General features: G+C 73.8%; 19 protein-coding genes and 6 pseudogenes. 17 read left to right on the top strand and 8 right to left on the bottom strand.

Annotation, left to right across the window (positions count from 1 at the left end; all coding sequences use genetic code 11):
- The first annotated feature begins 1 nt into the window (after position 1).
- A complete protein-coding gene (locus tag NLX86_RS13660) occupies positions 2 to 1,984 on the top strand; it encodes a prolyl oligopeptidase family serine peptidase (protein ID WP_254371938.1) in 1,983 nt (660 codons plus the stop codon).
- Positions 1,981 to 2,913 carry an LD-carboxypeptidase gene (locus NLX86_RS13655; RefSeq protein WP_254371937.1) on the top strand — a complete coding sequence of 311 codons (933 nt, stop codon included), beginning with the start codon at positions 1,981 to 1,983 and terminating at the stop codon, positions 2,911 to 2,913. Before NLX86_RS13660 ends, NLX86_RS13655 begins: the two co-directional genes overlap by 4 nt.
- A gap of 5 nt (positions 2,914 to 2,918) precedes the next feature.
- On the opposite strand, the gene NLX86_RS13650 is transcribed toward NLX86_RS13655, so the two are convergent.
- Entirely contained in the window at positions 2,919 to 3,953 is a 1,035-nt protein-coding gene (locus NLX86_RS13650) for a PP2C family protein-serine/threonine phosphatase (protein ID WP_254372092.1), read from the bottom strand.
- 326 nt (positions 3,954 to 4,279) lie between these two features.
- Here NLX86_RS13650 and NLX86_RS13645 point away from each other — a divergent pair.
- Together NLX86_RS13645 and NLX86_RS13640 are read left to right on the top strand one after the other, a co-directional pair.
- A pseudogene (locus NLX86_RS13645) lies at positions 4,280 to 4,422 on the top strand (arginase family protein); the annotation flags it as partial.
- A gap of 21 nt (positions 4,423 to 4,443) precedes the next feature.
- Positions 4,444 to 5,984 (top strand): annotated as a pseudogene (locus tag NLX86_RS13640) (DUF5107 domain-containing protein); the annotation flags it as partial.
- A gap of 4 nt (positions 5,985 to 5,988) precedes the next feature.
- Here NLX86_RS13640 and NLX86_RS13635 read toward each other — a convergent pair.
- Positions 5,989 to 6,346 (bottom strand): annotated as a pseudogene (locus NLX86_RS13635) (VOC family protein).
- Between the two features lie 40 nt (positions 6,347 to 6,386).
- Positions 6,387 to 7,199: a class I SAM-dependent methyltransferase gene (locus NLX86_RS13630; RefSeq protein WP_254371936.1), complete on the bottom strand. Its 813-nt coding sequence runs from the start codon at positions 7,197 to 7,199 to the stop codon at positions 6,387 to 6,389.
- A gap of 146 nt (positions 7,200 to 7,345) precedes the next feature.
- On the opposite strand from NLX86_RS13630, the gene NLX86_RS13625 reads away from it, so the two are divergent.
- The 4 genes and pseudogenes from NLX86_RS13625 (at position 7,346) to NLX86_RS13610 (ending at position 11,325) form a co-directional block, all read left to right on the top strand.
- Positions 7,346 to 7,735, top strand: a complete 390-nt coding sequence (locus NLX86_RS13625) for a phage holin family protein (protein WP_254371935.1) — start codon at positions 7,346 to 7,348, stop codon at positions 7,733 to 7,735.
- A gap of 82 nt (positions 7,736 to 7,817) precedes the next feature.
- Positions 7,818 to 9,143 (top strand): NAD(P)/FAD-dependent oxidoreductase, encoded by a 1,326-nt coding sequence (locus tag NLX86_RS13620; protein ID WP_254371934.1) that lies wholly within the window; start codon positions 7,818 to 7,820, stop codon positions 9,141 to 9,143.
- 16 nt (positions 9,144 to 9,159) lie between these two features.
- A pseudogene (locus NLX86_RS13615) lies at positions 9,160 to 11,003 on the top strand (transketolase).
- Between the two features lie 52 nt (positions 11,004 to 11,055).
- Positions 11,056 to 11,325, top strand: a complete 270-nt coding sequence (locus NLX86_RS13610; RefSeq protein ID WP_254372091.1) for a gas vesicle protein K — start codon at positions 11,056 to 11,058, stop codon at positions 11,323 to 11,325.
- Here NLX86_RS13610 and NLX86_RS13605 read toward each other — a convergent pair.
- Complete coding sequence (locus tag NLX86_RS13605; protein ID WP_254371933.1) at positions 11,276 to 12,868, bottom strand: bifunctional phosphatase PAP2/diacylglycerol kinase family protein; 1,593 nt, start codon at positions 12,866 to 12,868, stop codon at positions 11,276 to 11,278. The two genes, NLX86_RS13610 and NLX86_RS13605, sit on opposite strands and share 50 nt — an antisense overlap.
- Before the next feature lie 111 nt (positions 12,869 to 12,979).
- On the opposite strand from NLX86_RS13605, the gene NLX86_RS13600 reads away from it, so the two are divergent.
- Both NLX86_RS13600 and NLX86_RS13595 read left to right on the top strand, forming a co-directional pair.
- Positions 12,980 to 13,225 carry a DUF6158 family protein gene (locus tag NLX86_RS13600; protein ID WP_254371932.1) on the top strand — a complete coding sequence of 82 codons (246 nt, stop codon included), beginning with the start codon at positions 12,980 to 12,982 and terminating at the stop codon, positions 13,223 to 13,225.
- 4 nt (positions 13,226 to 13,229) lie between these two features.
- A complete protein-coding gene (locus NLX86_RS13595) occupies positions 13,230 to 13,802 on the top strand; it encodes a TIGR03086 family metal-binding protein (protein WP_254371931.1) in 573 nt (190 codons plus the stop codon).
- A gap of 34 nt (positions 13,803 to 13,836) precedes the next feature.
- Here the strand turns inward: NLX86_RS13595 and NLX86_RS13590 are convergent.
- Together NLX86_RS13590 and NLX86_RS13585 are read right to left on the bottom strand one after the other, a co-directional pair.
- A pseudogene (locus NLX86_RS13590) lies at positions 13,837 to 14,201 on the bottom strand (CBS domain-containing protein).
- 100 nt (positions 14,202 to 14,301) lie between these two features.
- Positions 14,302 to 14,631, bottom strand: a complete 330-nt coding sequence (locus tag NLX86_RS13585) for a DUF2795 domain-containing protein (RefSeq protein WP_374213878.1) — start codon at positions 14,629 to 14,631, stop codon at positions 14,302 to 14,304.
- A gap of 173 nt (positions 14,632 to 14,804) precedes the next feature.
- Between NLX86_RS13585 and NLX86_RS13580 the strand changes: the two genes are divergently transcribed.
- From NLX86_RS13580 to NLX86_RS13555, 6 genes and pseudogenes are all read left to right on the top strand, one after another.
- Positions 14,805 to 15,200 (top strand): phage holin family protein, encoded by a 396-nt coding sequence (locus tag NLX86_RS13580; RefSeq protein WP_254371929.1) that lies wholly within the window; start codon positions 14,805 to 14,807, stop codon positions 15,198 to 15,200.
- On the top strand, positions 15,197 to 15,589 hold the full coding sequence (locus NLX86_RS13575) for a DUF3618 domain-containing protein (protein WP_254371928.1): 393 nt from the start codon (positions 15,197 to 15,199) through the stop codon (positions 15,587 to 15,589). Before NLX86_RS13580 ends, NLX86_RS13575 begins: the two co-directional genes overlap by 4 nt.
- A gap of 260 nt (positions 15,590 to 15,849) precedes the next feature.
- Positions 15,850 to 16,203 (top strand): annotated as a pseudogene (locus tag NLX86_RS13570) (sigma factor); the annotation flags it as partial.
- Between the two features lie 52 nt (positions 16,204 to 16,255).
- Complete coding sequence (locus NLX86_RS13565; protein WP_308409593.1) at positions 16,256 to 16,540, top strand: ANTAR domain-containing protein; 285 nt, start codon at positions 16,256 to 16,258, stop codon at positions 16,538 to 16,540.
- 100 nt (positions 16,541 to 16,640) lie between these two features.
- Entirely contained in the window at positions 16,641 to 17,858 is a 1,218-nt protein-coding gene (locus NLX86_RS13560; RefSeq protein WP_254371927.1) for an aminotransferase class I/II-fold pyridoxal phosphate-dependent enzyme, read from the top strand.
- A gap of 31 nt (positions 17,859 to 17,889) precedes the next feature.
- Entirely contained in the window at positions 17,890 to 19,257 is a 1,368-nt protein-coding gene (locus tag NLX86_RS13555) for an MBL fold metallo-hydrolase (protein WP_302061315.1), read from the top strand.
- Between the two features lie 6 nt (positions 19,258 to 19,263).
- Here NLX86_RS13555 and NLX86_RS13550 read toward each other — a convergent pair whose 3' ends face one another.
- Both NLX86_RS13550 and NLX86_RS13545 read right to left on the bottom strand, forming a co-directional pair.
- Positions 19,264 to 19,914: a VTT domain-containing protein gene (locus NLX86_RS13550; protein ID WP_254371926.1), complete on the bottom strand. Its 651-nt coding sequence runs from the start codon at positions 19,912 to 19,914 to the stop codon at positions 19,264 to 19,266.
- Entirely contained in the window at positions 19,911 to 20,684 is a 774-nt protein-coding gene (locus NLX86_RS13545; protein WP_254371925.1) for an MBL fold metallo-hydrolase, read from the bottom strand. The genes NLX86_RS13550 and NLX86_RS13545 overlap by 4 nt, the downstream gene beginning before the upstream one ends.
- Before the next feature lie 144 nt (positions 20,685 to 20,828).
- Between NLX86_RS13545 and NLX86_RS13540 the strand changes: the two genes are divergently transcribed.
- Entirely contained in the window at positions 20,829 to 21,233 is a 405-nt protein-coding gene (locus NLX86_RS13540; protein ID WP_254371924.1) for a hypothetical protein, read from the top strand.
- Positions 21,234 to 21,247: the final 14 nt, after the last annotated feature.

Raw genomic sequence — 21,247 nt, 5'->3', positions numbered from 1 at the left:
CATGGTGCCCACCGGGCCGTACGGCAGCTGGCCCTCGCCGATCGACGCCGCCCTCGCCGCCTCACACGACGGTCATCCGGAGTACGTCGGCGTGGTCGGGGACGAGGTGTGGTGGACGGCGCCGAGGCCGGCCGAGGGCGGCCGGAGAGCGCTGGTGCGCAGACGCGCGGACGGCGCCGAGGTGTCGGTACTGCCCCCGCCGTGGAACGTGCGCAGCCGGGTCGTCGAGTACGGCGGGCACCCCTGGGCGGGGGTGGAGCGGGCCGCGGGCGGGCCGCTGGTGGTGTTCGTGCACTTCGCCGACCAGCGGCTGTACGCGTACGAGCCGGACGGAGCGGGGGAGCCACGGCCGCTGACTCCGCTCTCGACCTTGGGCGGCGGACTGCGCTGGGCCGACCCGCAGTTGCGCCAGGAGCGGGGCGAAGTGTGGTGCGTACTGGAGGAGTTCACCGGCCCGGCGGCCACCGATGTACGGCGGGTGGTCGCGGCGGTACCGCTGGACGGCTCCGCCGCCGAGGACCGGGCGGCCGTACGGGAGCTGTCCGACGACCGGCACCGGTTCGTCACCGGCCCCCGGCTCTCCCCGGACGGGCGGCGCGCGGTGTGGATCGCCTGGGACCACCCCCGGATGCCGTGGGACGGCACCGAACTGAAGCTCGCCGACGTCGCCGCCGACGGCACCTTCACCGGGGTACGCACGGTGATCGGCGGCCCCGAGGAGTCCGTCGCCCAGGCCGACTGGGCCGCGGACGGCACGCTGCTCGCCGCCACCGACCGCGGCGGCTGGTGGAACCTGCACCGGGTGGATCCGGAGACCGGCCGGGCCACCAACCTGTGCCCGCGGGAGGAGGAGTTCGCCGGCCCACTCTGGAAGATCGGGCCCCGCTGGTTCGCACCGCTGCCCGGTGGGATCGTCGCCGTACTGCACGGCCAGGGCTCCGCCGTGCTCGGGATACTCGATCCGGAGACCGGCGACCTGGTGGACGCGGCAGGGCCGTGGACCGCCTGGGAGCCGACGCTGGCCGTGCACGGCACGCGGGTCGTCGGGGTCGCGGCGAGCCCGCGCAGCGCGTACGAAGTGGTGGAACTGGACACCTGCACCGGCCGGGCCAGGGTCATCGGCGCCGCCCACGACGACCCGGCCGACCCCGCGTACTACCCCGAACCGCAGATCCGCGTCTTCACCGGCCCCGGCGGCCGCGACATCCACGCACATGTGTACCCGCCGCACAATCCCGGCCATATCGCGCCCGCCGACGAACTGCCGCCCTATGTGGTGTGGGCCCATGGCGGTCCCACCGACCATGTGCCGCTCGTGCTCGACCTGCAGATCGCCTATTTCACCTCCCGTGGCATCGGCGTCGCCGAGGTCAACTACGGCGGCTCGACCGGATACGGCCGGGAGTACCGCAACCGGCTGCGCGAGCAGTGGGGCGTCGTCGATGTCGAGGACTGCGCGGCCGTCGCGCTGGGGCTGGCCGCCGAGGGCACCGCGGACCCGGACCGGCTGGCGATCCGAGGCGGCAGCGCGGGCGGCTGGACGACCGCCGTCTCCCTCGCCACCACCGGGGTCTACACGTGCGGCGCCATCATCTACCCGGTCCTCGACCTCGTGGGGTGGGCGAGCGGCGAGACCCACGACCTCGAATCCCGCTATCTCGACACGCTCGTCGGGCCGCTGGAGGAGTACCCGGCCCGCTACCGCGACCGCTCGCCCGTCCAGCAGGCGGACCGCGTCACCGCGCCCTTCGTCCTGCTCCAGGGGCTGGACGACGTGATCTGCCCGCCCGTGCAGGCCGAGCGCTTCCTCGCCCGCATGGAGGGGCGGGAGGTCCCGCACGCCTTCGTCGCCTTCGAGGGCGAGGGGCACGGCTTCCGCCGCGCCGACACCCTGGTCCGCGCGCTGGAGGCCGAACTCTCCCTGTACGCCCAGACCTTCGACATCAGCCGCCCCGACATCCCGCTCCTGGAGCTCCGCAAATGACCCTCACGCCCCTTACCCGGCCCGCCAGGCTCCGCCCCGGCGCCAGGGTCGCCGTCGTGGCGACCAGCGGCCCGGTCTCCGAGGAGCGGCTCGCCGCCGGCCTGGACATCCTGCGCGGCTGGGACCTCGACCCTGTGGTCGGGACACATGTGCAGGCCCGCCACGACACCCTCGGCCACCTCGCCGGTACGGACGAGGACCGCGCCCGCGACTTCCAGCAGGCGTGGTGTGACCCGACCGTCTCGGCGGTCCTGTGCGCGCGCGGCGGATACGGCGCACAGCGCATGGTGGACCTGCTCGACTGGGACGCGCTGCGCTCGGCGGGCCCCAAGATCCTCGTCGGCTACAGCGATGTCACCGCGCTGCACGAGGCGTTCGCCGTGCGGCTGGGCCTGGCCACGCTGCACGGCCCGATGGTCGCGGCGGCGGCGTTCGTCAAGGACACCTTCACCCAGGAGCATCTGCGGGCCACGCTCTTCGACCCGGAGTCGGTACGCACCCTCGGCCTGCCCACCGCCCGCCCGCTGGTTCCGGGCCGCGCCCGGGGAGTCACCCTCGGCGGCTGTGTCTGCCTGCTCGCCGCCGACCTGTCCACCCCGCACGCCAGGCCCTCCGCCCGAGGCGGGCTGCTGATGATCGAGGACGTGGGCGAGGAGCCGTACCGGCTGGACCGGATGCTGACCCAGCTGCTGCGCTCCGGACGGCTGGACGGCGTAGCCGGGATCGGCCTCGGCTCCTGGGCCGAGTGCGGCCCGTACGAGGAGGTGCGCGCGGTGCTGCTCGACCGGCTCGGCGGCCTCGGCGTGCCGGTCGCCGAGGAGCTGGGCTTCGGCCACGGCGAGACCTCACTGACCGTTCCGCTCGGGGTGTCGGCGACCCTGGACAGCGAGGCGGGCACACTCACCCTGGACACCCCCGCGCTCGGCTGACACGGCTACCTGAGCGTCAGCGCGAGAATGGCCTGGTCGTCCTCGTCGCGCTGCGCCGACCAGCTTTGCGCGTCGGCGTGTACGAACGACACGACGTCCTCGGGGTCGGGCGTCCGGTCGCGGTCACCGCCGAAACGCTCCGCGAGCCGCTCCAGCACCGGATAGAACACGCCGTCCGCGTTACGCGCCTCACTCACCCCGTCCGTGAACACGACGAGCAGCTCGCCGTGCCGCAGCGGATGCACCGTGGTCTCCACGGTCCCGCCCGGGCACAGCCCGCCGAGTCCCAGCGGGAGCGCCGGCGCGGTGACCAGCCGCCGGGCGCCCTCCGGGCCGACGACGAGGGGCGCCGGGTGGCCGCGGTCGACGATCCGCACCTCGCCGCCCGAGAACGGGAACTCCAGCACCAGCGCCGTCACGAAGAGCTCGGGGTCTCCCTCCTCGCCGGCCGGACTGTTGCGGGCGATGCTGAGCTCCAGCCGCTCGGCCAGACTGCTCAGGTCCTGCCACTCGTGCGCGGACACCCGGAAGCTGCCCAGGACCGCCGCGACCGTCTGCACCGCGCCCAGCCCCTTGCCGCGTACGTCGCCGATGATCGCCCGTACCCCGAACGGTGTGGTGCAGACGTCGTACAGATCGCCGCCGACGAGCGCGCCGCCCTCCCCGGCCGAGTAGAGCCCGGCGGCCCGTACCGGACCGAGCGTGCGGGACACCGGGCGAAGCAGGGCCTTCTGCATCGCCTCCGCGACCGAGTTCGCGCGGATCAGATGCTGCCTGGCCCGCTCCCGCTGCCGGGCGAGGGCCGTACTGGCGATCCCGATGAGCAGCGTGGCGAGGTACAGCGCCACATGGTGCTGCTCGTGGAAGTGACCGGGGCGGCGGGCCGCCAGCAGCATCTGCAACCCGAGGCAGACGACGGCCGACAGCGCGGTGCCGCGCGGGCCGCGCGTCGCGGCGGCCAGCGGAGGCACGCCGGTGAGCAGGAAGCTCACCGGCTCGCGTCCGCGGAAGGCCGCTTCCGCGATCAGATCGGCCACCACCGCGGCCAACGGCAGCCACCAGATCCATCCCTGATGCGGAAACCGGGAGCGCCGCTCCGGGAAAGGACTCCTACCAGGCATAAGGCGCACCCTAAGAGCCCGGCCGGCCGGGATCGATCACGGATGGACCCGTGTCGCGGACCAAGGATCAACGACTTCCCGAGCACGGCCCAACCTGGCGCCATGTCCGACACCGTGCCCCCGTATCTCGTCCAGGGCCCCCGAGTGGCCCTGACCTGGCGCCTTCCGCTGCGGCACGCTGCGACGGCGCCTGGCGCGGCTGCGACTCCCCGGCGGGCGCTGCGGGCCGGTGCGACCATGGCCGTATGCGACGCATCGTTGTCACCGACGCCCCGTCCAACCTCGGCCTTCGTCCTCCCGCCCCCGGCACCGTTCCCGGTGTACAAAGCTCGCCGGCGCGCTGCGTGAGCAGCGGCTCGTGCAGCGGCTGAACGCTTCGAGGGCGGGGTCGACGTCTACTGGGTGCATGCTGTCCTGCGCCCCGCTGCACGCCGCGCTCGTACCCGCCCCGGACGGCGGAGCGATGGTCCGGCTGTGGGAGTGGGAGCGGCTGCGCGATCTGCCGTTCCAGGTCGACCTGTGGCTGCCCGAGGACTCCGACTTCCTGTACGTCGGCGTACGGATCCGCAACCCGCACGAACGGCCCGCGCCCGTGTACTGGTGGTCCAACATCGCGGTGGAGGAGGGGATACGGACCCGCATCCTCGCGCCCGCCGAGGAGGCCTGGCACTTCGGGTACGAGCGCAGCCTGCGCCGGGTGCCGGTGCCCGAGTGGGACGGGGCGGACCGTACGTATCCGCCGCGCAGCGAGTACCCCGCCGACTACTTCTACGAGGTGCCGGACGGTTCCCGGCGCTGGATCGCCTCGCTGGACGGGGACGGGCAGGGCGTCGTCCAGACCTCGACCGATCTGCTGCGCGGCCGCAAGCTGTTCCTGTGGGGCTCCGGTCGTGGCGGCCGGCGCTGGCAGCGGTGGCTGACCGAGCCGGGGACGACCTGCTGTACCGGCTACGCCGAGATCCAGGCGGGCCTGGCCCGCACCCAGCTGGAGCATGTGAAGCTCGACGCGGGCGGGGAGTTCGCGTGGCTGGAGGCGTACGGGCCGCTGGCCGCGGACGCCGCCACCGTCCACGGCACGGACTGGGCGGCGGCCCGCGCCGAGACGGAGGCGCGCCTGGAGTGGCGCTCCCGCGGGCGCGGGTCGACGCGGCGTACCAGGCGTGGCGCCCGTACGCCGACAGCGAGCCGGGCGAGCGGCTGGCCACCGGCTCGGGCTGGGGCGCCCTCGAAGTGCTGCGGGCCGGTCACAAGCTCCCCGGTACGCCCTTCGACGAATCCACGCTCGGTGAACAGCAGGCGCCCTGGCTGGAGTTGTACCGCAGCGGCGTCTTCCCCACCGCCCGGAAGGTCACTCCGCCCGGCCCCTCGCTGGTCGCCCCGCACTGGCGCGACATGCTGGAGACCGCGCCCGCGGAACCGCTCACCGAGTACCACCTCGGCATCGCGCAGTGGCACGCGGGCGATCTGGCGCAGGCGGTGCGCAGCTGGGAGCGCGGGCTCGAACTCGCCCCTTCGCTCTGGCCGTTGCTCCGCTGTCTCGCCGTGGCCGACCAGCAGGCGGGCAACGTGCCCCGAGCTGCCGACCGCTTCACGGAGGCTTTCGACGACCTCTGCCAGGAGCGCCGCGACGGCGAGGCATGGACGGCGGCGACGGCCGCGCTCGGCCGCGAGGCGATCGCGGCGCTCCTCGCGGCGGGCCGGCCCGCCGACGCGCGCGCCGTATGGAACCGACTGGACCCGCAGATACGGCGGCGCGGCCGCTTCCGCCTCGTCGAGGCCCAGCTCCTGCTGGCCGAAGGAGCCCCGGCGGCGGCGCGGGCCCTCTTCGACGCCGGTTTCGAGGTGGCGGACCTGCGCGAGGGCGACGAGACGCCGGCCAAGGTCTGGTCGTCCCTCACCCGCGACCCGCTCCCGGAGCCCTACGAGTACCGCATGCGCCCGCCGTCCTGACGTGTCAGCCTGTGCCCGCGGCGTTGCGGTCCACGTACTCGAAGACCGAGCCGTCCGGGTGCAGGGCGATCAGGTTGCGGCCGACCGGGGTCGGGACAGGGCCGGCCACGATCCTCGCACCCGAGGCGGCAAGGACGTCGGCGGCCTCGCCGACGTCCTTCACCGCGATCGTCGCCGCCACCTTCCAGTACCTCCAGCTCCGACTCGGGCCCGCTCATCAGCAGGAGGCAGCCGACCGCGGCGACCGAGACGCCGCCGCGCTCGAAGCGGAGCGCCGGACTTCCGGTGAGGCGTTCGTAGCAGACCACCGAGGTCTCCAGGTCGTCGACGCGGATACGCGGCGTGGTTCCCGGGATCTCCATACCGGCGAGGGTAGTTGGCGGCGCGGACGGGCGTGATCGGTTACGCGACGCGGCAGAGGATCTCGCCGTGCAGGACCGAGAACCAGCCGTCCTCCCGCTCGCCCCACTCCCGCCAGGCCGCGGCGATCGCGGCCGGCTGCCCCGCCGTCGCGTGCCCGCCGGCGACGGCGATCTCCGCGTACGCCGAGCTCGTCGTGCGGTCCGCCCACAGGCCGCTCCACCAGGCGCGTTCCTCCGGGGTCGCGAAGCACCAGGATGTGGCGGAGCAGCTGATGTCGGTGAAACCGGCCTGCCGGGCCCAGGAGAGCAGTCTGCGTCCGGCGTCCGGCTCGCCGCCGTTGGCACGGGCCACCCGGTCGTAGAGGGCCTGCCAGTCGTCCAGGGCCGGCATCCGGGGGAACCAGGTCATCGCCGCATAGTCGGCGTCGCGCGCCGCCACGATCCCGCCGGGGCGGCAGACGCGGCGCATCTCGCGCAGGGCCTGCACCGGGTCGCCCACGTGCTGCAGGACCTGGTGGGCGTGCACGGCGTCGAAGGAGTCGTCGGGGAAGTCCAGGGCGTGCACATCCGCCACGCCGAACTCCACACCGGCCAGGCCGCGTTCCTTCACGTACGCGCGCGCCTCGTCCACCACGTCCTCGGCGGCGTCGACCGCCGTCACCCGCCCCGGTGCCACCAGGGCGGCCAGGTCCGCGGTGATGGTGCCGGGTCCACAGCCCACGTCCAGCACGTCCAGCCCCGGCCGCAGTTCGCCGACCAGGTAGGCCGCGGAGTTGGCGGCGGTCCGCCAGCGGTGGGAGCGCAGTACCGACTCGTGGTGTCCGTGGGTGTAGACGGCGGTCTCTTTCGGCATGGCCGTACTCCTTCTCGCGTGCTCACCGAGCGTCGAAGCGGTGCGGACACGGTACGCCTTCGTGTCGGATGATGAGATATCGGTTTCGAGATGTGGACACACTTCTTGGCGGGACTACCGCCGGGCCGCCGGGGTACCCGAGCGCCATGGACACCAATCTCTCGGAACAGGTAGCCCAGGTCGTCCGGGACACGATCAAGGACGAACTGCGCGAACAGACCAGGAAACAGCGCCGGTCGGCGCGCCTGTACGGAGGGGCCGGTGCGGCCGGTCTGTACGGCGGGGCGGCGGCCACCGCCTTCCTCGTCCTCGTACTGGCTCTGGTCCTGCCCGGCTGGGCGGCTGCCCTCGTCGTCGCGGTACTGCTCTTCGGAGCGGCCGAGATGATGCGGCAGGCGGCGCGCCCCGGACGCCCGGTCCCGCCGCCCGGAGCCCTCGGCTCGGAGCCGCCGCTCGGCGCACCCGCCGCGCCTCCGGTCCCGCCGGCCCCGCCGGTGCCGCCGGACGGTCCGGAAACCCCGCGGCGTACGCAGTAGCGGCCGGGAGCGGGTGTTTGGCCCCGGAGCTCATGGGCACCGGGGAGGAAGTCACACTGCCGACGCGACTCGGAGAGGCATCGTGAACCGACCCCGTGTTGTCATCGTCGGAGCCGGGTTCGCCGGCTACCAGGCGGCCCGTAGGCTCTCCCGCACCCTGCGGGACAAGGCCGAGATCGTCCTGCTGAATCCGACTGACTACTTTCTGTATCTGCCCCTGCTGCCCCAGGTCGCGGCCGGCATCCTGGAACCGCGCCGGGTGACCGTCTCGATCCCCGGGACGCTGCCCCACGTGCGGCTCGTCCTCGGCGAGGCCGGCCACATCGACCTGGCGGCCCGGCGGGTGCACTACACCGACCCCGAGGGCGGGACCGGCGAGCTGACGTACGACCGGCTCGTCCTCGCCGTCGGCAGCGTGAACAAGCTGCTGCCGGTGCCCGGCGTCGCCGAGTACGCCCACGGCTTCCGCGGACTGCCCGAGGCGCTCTACCTCCGTGACCACGTCACCCGCCAGATCGAGATGGCGGCGACCACGGGCGACGCCGAGGAGTGCGCGGCCCGCTGCACCTTCGTGGTCGTCGGTGCCGGGTACACCGGCACCGAAGTCGCCGCGCAGGGCAAGATGTTCACCGACGCCCTGGTACGCAAACAGCGCGCCTGGCGCGAAGGGCAGCGGCCGCGCTGGCTGCTGCTGGACATCGCCGACCGGGTGCTGCCCGAGCTCGACCGCAGGCTGTCGGACACCGCCGGCCAGGTGCTGAGGTCGCGCGGCGTGGACGTGCGGACCGGGACCTCCGTCAGGCACGCCACCCCCGACGGAGTCTGGCTCGACGACGGGGAGTTCATCGACACCAGGACCCTCATCTGGTGCGTCGGCGTCCGGCCCGATCCGTTGGTGTCGGAGCTCGGTCTGCCCGTAGAAAAGGGGCGGCTCATCGTCGATCCGCAGCTCGGCGTGCCCGGCCATGCCGACGTGTTCGCGTGCGGCGACGCCGCCGCCGTACCGGATCTGACCCGTCCCGGCGAGTTCACGCCGATGACGGCCCAGCACGCGAGCCGGCAGGGCAAGGTGGCCGGCCGGAATGTTGCGGCCTCGCTCGGCCACGGCGAGCGGCAGACGTACGAACACCACGACATGGGCTTCGCCGTCGACCTCGGCGGGGTCAAGGCAGCCGCCAACCCGATGGGCGTACCGCTGTCCGGACCGCTCGCCGGTGCGGTCACCCGCGGCTACCACCTGGCGGCCATGCCCGGCAACCGGGTGCGGGTCGCCGCCGACTGGCTGCTGGACGCGGTGCTGCCGCGCCAGGCCGTACAACTGGGTCTCGTCCGCTCCTGGTCGGTGCCGCTGGACACGGACTCGCCCGAACTCGCGCGCATGCCGGGCGGACCCGACCGTAAGGAGTGACATGCGTACCGAAGACATGGGTGCCGAAGAGCTGACCGAACTGGGACAGCAGTTGCGCGTCGACGCGGTACGGGCCGCCGATGCGGCCGGGTCGGGGCACCCCACCTCGTCCATGTCGGCGGCGGACGTGGCCGCCGTACTCCTGGCCAACCATCTGCAGTACGACTTCGACCGGCCCGACCACCCCGGGAACGACCGGCTGATCCTCTCCAAGGGCCATGCGTCTCCGCTGCTCTACGCCCTCTACCTGGCCGCCGGAGCCGTCGACGACGACGAACTGCTCACCTTCCGCAAGCGCGACAGCCGGCTCGAAGGGCACCCGACCCCCCGGCTGCCGTGGGTCGACGTGGCCACCGGCTCCCTCGGGCAGGGCCTGCCCGTCGGCGTCGGCATGGCGCTCGCGGGCAAGCGGCTCGACCAGATCCCGTACCGCGTCTGGGTGCTGTCCGGAGACAGTGAGATGGCCGAGGGGTCGGTCTGGGAGGCCGTCGAGCACGCCGCGTACGAGCATCTCGACAACCTCACCCTGCTGATCGACGTCAACCGGCTCGGACAGCGCGGTCCGACGCGTTACGGGAGCGACCTGCACGCGTACGCCCGCAGGCTGCGCGCCCACGGCTGGCACACCATCGAGACCGACGGCCACGACGTCGAAGCCATCGACACCGCCCTCAACGAGGCCCGCTCGACGCTCGGACAGCCCACCGCCGTCATCGCGCGCACCAGGAAGGGCCGGGGTGTCGCCGCGGTCGAGGACCGCGAGGGCATGCACGGCAAGCCGCTGGGGGACGCCGGCGCGGCGATCGAGGAGCTCGGCGGGCGCCGCTCGATCCGGGTCGACGTCCAGCGCCCGCCGGACGCACGGAACCCGCACGCCACCGGCCCGGGCCGGCCGGAGCTGCCCCGCTACGACATCGGCGACTCGGTCGCCACCCGCAACGCCTACGGTGAGGCGCTCGCCGCACTGGGAGCCGCGCGGCCGGAGGTCGTGGCGCTCGACGGCGAGGTGAGCGACTCCACCGCGCGGAGTTCTTCGCCAAGGAGCACCCCGAGCGGTTCTTCGAGTGCTACATCGCCGAGCAGCAGCTCATCGCCGCCGCCGTCGGCATGCAGGCGCGCGGCTGGGTGCCGTACGCCTCGACGTTCGCGGCGTTCCTGACGCGCGCCCACGACTTCCTGCGGATGGCATCGGTCAGCGACGCGGACATCAACGTCGTCGGCTCGCACGCGGGCGTCGCGATCGGCCAGGACGGGCCCTCCCAGATGGGCCTGGAGGACCTGGCCATGTTCCGCTCCGTCCACGGCAGCACCGTGCTCTACCCGTGCGACGCCAACCAGACGGCCGCGCTGGTCGCCACCATGGCCGACCTGGCGGGTGTGCGCTACATGCGGACCAGCCGGGGCGAGAGCCCGGTCCTCTACGGCCCGGGCGAGGACTTCCCGGTCGGCGGCTCCAAGGTGCTGCGCGCCGGGGAGGACGACCGGGTGACGGTCGTCGCGGCCGGCGTGACCGTACACGAGGCGCTCAAGGCGGCGGAGTTGCTGGAGGGCGAAGCGATCGCGGTCCGGGTGATCGACCTGTACTCGGTCAAGCCCGTGGACGCCGCGACCCTGTACGAAGCGGCGGGCGCGACCGGCTGCCTGCTGACGGTGGAGGACCACCGGCCGCAGGGCGGGATCGGCGACGCCGTCGCCGAGGCCTTCGCCGACGGACGGCCGATGCCGCGACTGGTACGGCTGGCGGTGAACAACATGCCGGGCTCGGCCACCCCGGAGGAGCAGCTGCACGCGGCGGGGATCGACGCGGAGTCGATCGCCGCGGCGGTACGACTGCTGGTCGGCCAGGCGGTCGTGCGGTGAGCACCGGGTGCGGGCGGGCCGCCGTACCGTCGAGATCCACCGGCCGGACAAGGTGCACTTCATCTCGCCGGACGACGAGGCGGTCGCCGCGGTGCTCGCCGAGCGTGAGGAGCTGCTGCGGCAGCTCATGGAACGGCAGGCGCTGCGCCGCGTCGACACCGGGGAGCTCACCGAGGAGCAGGAGGAGCGGATCGGGCTGACGCTGATGCTGATGCTGCTGGAGGACCGGATGGATGTCCTGCGGGAGAAGTTCGGCCTGGAGCCCGGGGACCTCAACATCGACCTCGGCCCGCTGGGCCCGCTGCTGCCCACCGAGCGGTGACACCGCGCCAGAGCGGCAGCGGACGGTACACCGTGAGCGCCTCGTCGGCCTTGTCGATGAGCAACTCGCCCGGTGCGTCCGTGACTTCACCGTCGTACGCGAGGAGCGTGCCCGGCGCGATACCGGTGATCCGCAGCCGCCGCTGCCGGACGGCGGCGTGGACGGCGGAGCGGCTCAGCGGGCCGGCCAGAGCCGCGGCGATCAGCCGCAGGCCGGGCAGCCGGCCGCCGTGCACCACCCGTACGTCCAGCAGGCCGTCGGCCAGGTCGAAGCGGCGGCCGGGGGTCGGGCCCATCCGCTGGTAGGTGCAGTTGCCGGCGAACAGCAGCCACAGCGCCCGCCGCCGACCGTGGAACTCGGCCTCGAGCGGATGCTCGCCGCGCAGCACCTTCAACGCCGCCAGCACACCGGCCGGCCAGCCGCCGATCCACGGTGACCAGCGCTCGCGGATCCGCACCAGCTCCGGATAGACGCCCAGACTCACGTTGTTGAGGAAGTAGCCCGGACCGCCGGTGCCCTCCGGCCCCGGTGTGAAGCGGCCCAGGTCGACCCTGACGGCGTCACCTGTGGCCAGCGCCCGGCAGGTGTCGTGGATCTCCTCGATACCGAGGTCGTACGCGAAGTGGTTCAGCGTGCCGCCGGGGAACACCGCGAGCGGGACCCGGTGCCGGGCGGCCGCCCCGGCGGCCAGGTTGACCGTTCCGTCGCCGCCGACGACGCCGAGCGCCCGGCACCGCCGGGCCGCCTGCTCCAGCGTGGCGGTGATGTCCTGCGGATCGCACTCCAGCACCTCGGCGAGCGGCAGGGCGTCCCGAACCAGGCCTACCTGTGCCGCCGCGGAGCCGGAGCTCCGGTTGACCACGACCACCAGGTCCAGGCCCTCGGGCAGCTCCGGCGCGTCCGCGTGCGGACGGCCGGGCGCGGGCAGCTGGTCGCGAGTGGGTACGAGTCCCCGTACGGCGAAGGCGGCGCCGGCGCCCAGCGCCGCACCCACCAGCACATCGCTCGGGTAGTGCGCGCCCGTGTAGACGCGGGAGACGGCCACCGCGGCGGCAAGCGGCGCGACGGCCGCACCCCAGCCCTTCGACTCCAGCGCGACGCCGGTCGCGAAGGCCGCTGCCGAGGCGGAGTGCCCGGACGGGAACGAGGTGGTGAAGGGCTGCCGCTTCAGCTGCCGCATCAGCGGCACCGCGTCCAGGACCGGCCGAGCCCGCCGCACCGACCGCTTGCCGACCATGTTGATGGTGGCCGAGGCCAGTGCCAGCGAGGCCACCCCGCGCACCGCCGCCCTGCGCGCGCGGGTGCCGCCGCCCAGCGCCCCGATGGTGGCCGCGGTGCCGAACCAGAGCAGTCCGTGGTTGGCGCTGTGGCTCAGCCGCGGCAGTACCGGATCGGCGCCGGGCCAGTGGCGGGTGGCCACCGAGTGGAAGACCCTGCGGTCCCAGCCACTGAGCAGCTCCAGGATCCGGGCGGGCCCCGGCCCGGGCGGACCATGCCGGATCGAACCATGCCGGATCGAAGCGTGCGGGATCTCGTGCGACATGGCACGCGGGTACCCGGGCGGCACGGTTTCGAAAACTTCCGGGTATTTCGTCCCCTGCGGGTACCCGGAGAGTGAGGACCCACACGGACCCGCACGAACGGGAGGCTCGTCATGGCGGACACGGAGCGCAAGCACGGCGGTGTGGACCCGGCCCGGCTCGGGGAGCAGGATCTGCTCCGCGAGCTGGAGACCATCCACCGCACCCGGCACGACACCCTGCTCCACGGGTCGCTGGACGCCCTGCACGCCCACAACATCCGGATGGCCGAACTGGAGGGCGAGTACCTGCGGCGCCACCCCGACCGGCCCGCGGCCGAGGGCAGAACTCGCGAGGGCGCCCGCGCGCGGGGACAGTGAGCCCATGGCAAAGGAACTCCTCGCCCGGCATGCCGAGGCACTGGCCCTGTTCACCGAGCGCGTGCACGCCGTACGGGCGGACCAGTGGGACGACCCCACGCCCTGCGACGAGTGGTCCGTAGCCGATCTGGTCAACCACCTCACCGTCGAACAGTTGTGGGTTCCGCCGCTGGTGACCCAGGGCCGCACGGTGGAGGACGAAGCCGACGCGTTCGAGGGGGACGTTCTCGGTGACGACCCGGTGGCCGCCTGGGACAGCGCCGCGGCGGGAGCCCGGAAGGCCTTCGGCGCTCCCGGCGCGCTGTCCCGCACCGTCCATCTGTCGTCCGGCAGGAGCCGGGCGTCCGCCTACTGCGCGCAGATGACGGCGGACGCCGTCATCCACGCCTGGGACCTCTCCCGCGCGCTCGGCGCCGAGGAGCGGCTCCCGGCCGCGCTGGTGGACTTCGCGGCCGGGGAGACGGCCCCCTACGCCGACGGCCTGGAAGGCACCGGCCTGTTCGCCGCCCCGGTCGAGCCACCGCCCGGGGCCGACGCACAGACCAGACTCCTCGCCCTCCTCGGCCGCCGCGTCTAGATCAACCCGGCCGGATCAGCCTGGATCACCCCGGTTACTGGAGCCCGCCCGGTGAGTCCGGCGCCGCCCGGCTGATGTCGGCGAGCGCGGAGTCCGGGTCCTGGGCCTCCGCGAGATCGCCGAGGCTGACCACTCCGAGCGCATCAGCCCCACCGCCGTCGACACCTCGTCGTCCGGACCCACGCACACCGGGTCCGGTGTGCATACGGACTGCGCGTTGACGGTGAGCGGGTCGAACCCGTCCGCCACGGCGCGCAGCCCGATGTCCCGGTCGGTGACCACTCCGATCAGCCGGTCACCGTCAGCGACCAGGACATCCCCGATGTCCTGCGAGCGCATCAGCTGAGCCGCTTCGACAAGCGAGGCGTCGGGCCGTACGGCAGCGACGCCCGGCGTCATGACTTCCCTTACTTACCGGGCCATGGGGGTCCGCCTTCCCTCTGTGTGCTTGCGTGCGTGCGTCGTAGGGCTCCGCCCGCAGTACCCGGCGGGGCAGGGCCTATTTCTCCGGCAGCGCCCGCACCACGTCCTGCACCGTGCGGTACGTACGGTCCGGCGGCAGCTCGGCCACGAGGTCCAGCAGCCGGTCGGGCGCGTGCCGGTCGGTGAGGGTCCGCAGGAGTTCGCGCCGGTGGGCCGGGAACGGGGTGCGGCCCAGGTGCCGGCCCAGCTCGAGGCGCAGGCCCTCGGACGCGCCGGTGGAGCCCGGCCGGGGGACGGGCCCCGAGGCCACCTCCGGGTCGTCCTCGGCGAAGGGCTCGGGGTCGTGCCACTCCTCGGTCCGGGTCGGGTGGCCGGAGCGCAGCAGCCCCTGGAGCTGGTGCTTCATTTCGTCGTCCTGGCGCCGGCTGAGCCGGTCGCTCCCTCGTTGCATGAGTGCCTCCAAAGGTTCGGGAGTGAGATGCACGTACCCGGTGACGCGGCGGCAACACGGATGTTTGGGGCTATTGGGGCGGGGCACCCGTTGTCCCGGCCGAAGCCGACCCCACGGAGGTGACGATCATGGCGGTGTCCCCCGAGCCCTCGGTGGGCGAACTCGTCAAGCAGGCGTCCGAGCGGCTCAGCAATCTGGTACGGGAGGAGCTGGCCCTCGCCCGCGCCGAACTGACGGCCAAGGGCCGTCGGGCCGGACGCGGCGGCGGCCTCTTCGGAGGCGCCGGAATCATGGGGCTCTTCGCCTTCCAGGCGCTCGTGGTCGCGGCTGTCGCCGCGTTCGCGCTGCTCATTCCGGTCTGGGCCGCCGGGCTGGTGGTGGCCGGGCTGCTGGCCATCCTGGCGGCGCTGCTCGCACTGCTGGGGCGGCGCGAGACCCGCGGCGCGACCCCGCTCGCCCCGGAACAGACCGTCGAGAACGTACGGGCGGACATCCACGAGATCAAGGAGAGGACCCACCGATGAAGAACAAGCCCACCGAAGACGCCCAGGCCCGGGTGGAGGAGGCGCGCTCCCGGCTGGGTGAGACGGCGGAACAGCTGGCGGCCAAGGCCGATGTGAAGGCGCGCACGCAGGAGAAGGCCGCCGATGTGAAGGCCCGCACGCAGGAGAAGGCCGCCGAGGTCAAGGCCCGCACGCAGGAGAAGGCCGCCGAGGTCAAGGCGCAGGTGCAGGAGACGGCCTCCAAGACGGTGCACACGGTTCAGGAGCACACCCCCGAACCGATCCGCCGTCACCCTGCGCCCCTGGTGGCCGCCGGGGGAGCGGTCCTGATCGGCGCCGCGGTCCTCGGCCGGCGCCGGAACGCCCGTGCCGCACGGCCGGCCTGGAAGAAACTGATGACGAAGCACTGAAGACAACGCGCGGACGGCTCCACATCAGCGGCCGGGAACCCGGGGACGGGTTCCCGGCCGCTGAGGTCTACGTATCCCCGACGGCGGAGCGCGTTTGAAGCCCCGGGCGCCGGGAACGCGCACCTCGTGCTTCGGACCGGAGGCACGTCCGTGGGAGCGGCTCGATGCTCCCGGGGCGTGCCCTCGCCCTGTCCGCGTCCGCAGCGGCCCTCCCACGGTGACAACCATCCGTCAGCACCGTTCAGGGAGTTGCCACGCACATGCGCACTCACGCGACCGCAACCGCGAAGCACCCTCACGACGACGCGCCCGACACCGCCGAGGCCTTCCGGCGGCTGTGCGCTCTGCCCCAGGGGCCGGGCAGGGAGGCTCTGCGCCAGGAGCTCGTACGCGCCTGGCTGCCCATGGCGGAACGTCTGGCCGGACGGTTCGGCAACCGCGGCGAGTCCCTCGAGGACCTGCGCCAGGTGGCGGCCCTGGGCCTGGTGAAGGCCGTCGACCGGTACGACCCCGACCGTGGCACCGCATTCGAGAGCTTCGCCGTGCCGACCATCACCGGCGAGGTCAAACGCCACTTCCGGGACCACATGTGGACCCTCCGCCCCCCGCCGCGTCCCCGGCTCGCTCGGCGCGGCCGCCCACGGCCCGGTCACCGTCCTCGGTGACATGGCGGCCGCCGGAATGGTCCGCGACCGCCGCTACATCGCCGCGCTCTCCGAGGTCGGCCAGTTGGAGAACGCGCTGCGCTCCCGCCCGGTCATCGACCAGGCCAGCGGCATCCTGATGCACGTACTGGGCTGCGACGCGGACGACGCGTTCGGGACGCCGCGCCGGATCTCCCAGCGCGACAACCGCAAGCTCGCCGACGTCGCCGAAGCCGTCGTACGCACCAGGGGCCTCGGCCGAGCAGGCGCTCCTAGGAGCGGCAGCCGACGCCAAACCTCCGTATAAAGGGCACAGGGGCCCTGCGCCTCCCGTGACGTGAGGTGACATGACCTGGCCCGGCCGGGCGTGATCCTGGAGCCTGGGCCCGGAGCCTGGAGGTGGAGGCATGCAGCGGACGGCGTCGGAAGGCCGCGGCCCCGTCCGGTACGGGCCGCCCGCCCCCGGGCCCGACCTGCCCGTACTGCCGGACCTGGCGGCGGTGCTCGCCGCCGCGGCCGGACGCGCCGCCCCCGAACCGCCCGGCGGCGGCGAACCCATCAGGGAAGCCGCCTGCGGCTACTGGCGCCGCCGCGGCCTGCCGGCCGGGCCGGACCAAGTGGCCGCCGGCCCCGGAGCGCCCCCGCTGCTGCTGGCCCTGGTCGCCGCGTACGGCGGGGACGTCCTGCTGCCGCGCCCGTGCCCCGCCTGGTGGACCCCGCAGGTCAGGCTGCTGGGTCGGCCCTCGTACCACGTGCCGACCCCGGCGGAGTGCGGCGGCGTGCCCGATCCGTTCGCGCTGCTGGAGACCGTCCGCCGGGTCCGCGCCGAGGGCGGCGAACCCCGCCTGCTGGTCCTGTCCGTCGCCGACGACCCGACCGCGACGGTCGCCCCGCCCGAAGTCCTGCGCGAGACGTGTGAGGCCGCGGTCTCCGAGGGGCTCGCCATCATCAGCGACGAGACCTGGCGTGACACCCTGCACCGGCCGCACGACACGGTGCTGGTCAGCCCGGCCGAGATGTGCCCCGACGATGTGACGGTACTGACCGACCTGGCGGGCGCGCTCACGCCGACGGGCTGGCCGGCCGCCGTGGCCCGCTTCCCCGCCACGCGCAGGGCCGTCGCGCTGCGCGCCCGTACGCTCGACATCCTGACTGCCATCGGCGCGTTCTGCGCCGGCCCGGTCGCCGAGGCCGCCGCGCACGCCCTCGGCGAGCCGCGCAGCGTCACCGAGCGGACCGCCGCGGCCGCCGCACTGCACGCGCGGGTCGCGGCCGCGCTCCACCACGAGGTCCTCGCCTCCGGCGCGCTGGCCCGCCCTCCGCAGGCCGGCCGGCACTTCTACGCGGACCTCCGCCCGCTGCGGGCGGGCCTGGCGGCCCGTGGGGTGAACGACTCCATGGAGCTGGAGGACTACCTCACCCAGCGCCTCGGCTCGCCCACACCCGGCGGCCACCGGTTCGGCGACGAACTCGGCGCGCTGCGCGTACGGCTGGCCACCGGGCCGCTGCTCGGGGCAACCGAGGAGGAGCGTACGGAGTCCCTCACCGCAGTGGAGCCGCTGGAATTGCCGCACGTCTCGCGAGCACTCAGCATTTTCGGATCGGCCTTCGAAGAACTGCGATGACCTGCGCCCGCCACCGAACGGAGCCATGTCGATGACGGAACAGACGGAACAGACCGAACAGACCGAACCGGCGGCCGGGCCGGAAGAGCCGGAAGAGCAGCCACCCGCCCCGGCCACCCCCCACACAGCGGCCTCCGCCGTCCGCCCGGCCACCCCCGGCACGGCTTCCGGCACAGGCACCGCCCCCGGCATCACCGCCGGCATCGGAATCGCCCCGGGAACTCGCACCGCCGCCGCGGGCACCCGAGCCTCCTCCGCCGCCGGCACACGCACCGGCTCCGCTCCGGGTACGGGAACCGATACCGCCCCAGCCCGCAGCGCCGGCACGGCTGCCCCCGGCAGGGCCGCCCCAGGCGCCGCGACCAGCACCGGCAAAGGCACCAGCACCGGTACCGCCACCCCCGTCACACCCGCTCGCGCTCGGCCGCTCGGGGAGGTCCGTTGGTGGCCTCGCTCGTTCGCCGACCGGCTCACCGCGCCGCTCCCCGGGGTCCGGGCGTTTGCCCGGCTCGCCCGTGAGGGGGCCATCCGGCCCGGCACGGACGGCCTGCGCGGCATTCCGCAGCTGCCCTACGCGCCGGGCTCGCCGCCGCGCGTCGACGTGGACACCGTCGCCGTCACCTGGGCGGGGCACGCCAGCTGGGTGATCCGGATCGGCGGGCTCACCGTGCTCACCGACCCCGTCTGGTCCCGCAAGATCCTCGGCACTCCGGCCCGGATCACCCCGGTCGGGGTGCGCTGGGAAGATCTGCCGCCCGTCGACGCCGTCGTCATCAGCCACAACCACTTCGACCACGTGGACGCCCCGACCCTGCGCAGGCTCCCGCACACCACCCCGCTCTTCGTCCCGGCGGGGCTGGCCCGCTGGTTCCGGCGCCGCCGCTTCACCACCGTCACCGAACTGGACTGGTGGGAGGCGGCCGAACTCGGCGGCCCGGGCGGCGGTGTGCGCTTCGACTTCGTGCCCGCCCACCACTGGTCCAAGCGGACCCTCCTGGACACCTGCCGTTCCCTCTGGGGAGGCTGGGTGCTCCGCGACCGGAACGGGCAGCGGGTCTACTTCGCCGGCGACACCGGTTATGGCCACTGGTTCCACGAGATCGGCCGCCGCCACCCCGGCATCGACCTCGCCCTGCTGCCGATCGGCGCGTACGCCCCGCGCTGGTGGCTGCGCGACGTGCACGCCGACCCCGAGGAAGCCGTACAGGCCTGCCAGGACCTGGGCGCGCGCCGGATGGCACCCATGCACTGGGCGACCTTCGTCCTGTCGGCCGAACCGGTACTGGAACCGCTCACCCGGGTCCGGGCCGCCTGGGAGAAGGCCGGCCGCCCCCGCGAGGAGCTCTGGGACCTACCGGTCGGCGCCTCCCGCGTGCTCCCACCCGGCGCCCGCCCTTAGGCCGACCTAGGAGGGTGTCCCCCTCGGCCCTGTCCGGGCCCGGGCTCGCACCCGCCGCCACAGCGCCGGTGCCCCGCTGATCAGCAGCGCCAGCGCCACCGCCGCGACCACGCCCTGCCAGGGCTCGGCGAACAGCGAGCCGCCGAGGATGCCGACCAGCCCGTACGTCGCCGCCCAGGCCAGGCACGCCGGCGCGTCACCGCGTACGAAACGGCGCAGCGGTATCTCGGCCAGCAGGCAGGCCAGCATCACCGGCATCCGCCCGGCCGGGACCAGCCGTGACACCACCAGCACCAGCACCCCGTGCTCGTCGAGGCCACGCTGCGCCTGGGCGACCCGTTCCGGGGCGGCGCGGTCGCGGAGTGTGGCCAGCCACCGCGAGCCGTTCTTCGAGCGCACCCCGCGCTGCCCGAGCCAGTACAGGGCGATGTCCCCGAGGAACGCGGCGAAAGCCGCCACCCCGAAGACGAACAGCAGCGCGAACGGGAACGTCTGGTGCAGGGCGACCACGGCGGCCGAACTGACCAGCGCCCCCGTCGGCACCACCGGCACCAGCGCCCCGAGGACCACCAGCACGAACAGTGCCGGATAGGCCACCGCCTGCTGGGTCGTCTCCGGCGGTACCTCCTGAAGCTGCTGTACGACCTCACGGATCACCGGACGGCCCCCGGCCGGACGCTCTCGCCGTGCGCGAGCCGGTGCACGGCGACCGCCGGCGCGAGCCGGGCCGCGAGCCGCACGAACTCCTCGCCCGGGGCGTGGAATTCGTGCGGCCTGACCGCGTCCATGCCGATCGGCCAGTACGTGCCGTAGTGCACCGGCACCGCGCTGCGCGGCGCGAGCCGGGCGAGTGCCTGGGCCGCGCGGGCCGCGTCGAGGTGCCCGTGCCCCAGGTACGGGCCCCAGCCGCCGACCGGCAGCAGCGCCACATCGACGGGACCCACCTCGTCGGCCATCGACTCGAAGAGGCCGGTGTCGCCCGCGAAGTACGTCCTGGCCTCGCCGCTGACCACGAAGCCGAGGGCGGGGGAGCGGTGCGGTCCGACGGGCAGCCGGCGCCCGTCGTGCCGCGCGCTCACCGCCCGTACGACCACGTCCGCGACCCGCACCTCGTCGCCGGGCGCGACTTCCGTGACCCGCAGCCCGGTCAGCTTCCCGAGCCGCGGCACCGCCTGCCGTGCGCCGCGCGGCACGATGAGCCGCGTGCCGGGCGCGAGCCGCGCCAGCGACGGCAGATGGAGGTGGTCGGCGTGCAGATGCGAGACGACGACCGCCTCGGCGACCGCGGCCTCGGGCGGCGGCAGTTCACCGCGGCGGCGGCGCAGATGCGCGAGCCGCCGGGCGAACAGCGGATCGGTCAGCACCCGGACCCCGGAGTCCTCGACCGTACAGGTGGCATGGCCCCACCAGGTGATCTCCACCGGCACGCGCGGCCTCCTCCCACTGGGCTGACTCCGGTACGAGCCTACGGGCCCGAGCGCCCCCACGTGCGCCTCCTCCTGGGCCGGGGATCGGAGTAGGGTCGGGCGCCTGGGCCGGGCAAGAGGGCCGGGGCAGAGGGGGAGGACGGCATGGCTGACGTACAGGTGGCTGCGATCGCCAGCCTGACACCGCTGGAGGAACTGGACAGCGACCCCTTTGTCGTGGACACCCGCAGCCAGCACACCATGTGCGCCCGCTGGGCCGCTGACCAGGGCTATGTCGTGACACGGCAGTTGCTCATCTACGGCCTCCGGCCCGACCACTGCGGTCTGTGGTCGGACGTCGAGGCCGGCCAGGTCGACCTGTTCGTCGCACCCAACCGCCGGGTGCTGGAACGCGCGCTGAGGTCCGTCCCCGAGTTCACCGCCGAGTGCGAACGCCGTGGCGTACGGCTGGAGACCGCGGGCCTGGACGAGCCCGCGTACGACGCGGCGAAGAAGGCGGAGGTCCACCGCCGGCTGTCCATGCCCACCGCCGGTTACGACGGCTGCTAGCAGGGGTTCGGTCC

Origin of the sequence: Streptomyces sp. A3M-1-3, assembly GCF_024213665.1 — a bacterium.
Classification (GTDB): domain Bacteria; phylum Actinomycetota; class Actinomycetes; order Streptomycetales; family Streptomycetaceae; genus Streptomyces.
Note: the sequence above shows the minus strand (reverse complement) of the source record. Positions and strands in the feature narration are given on the sequence as shown.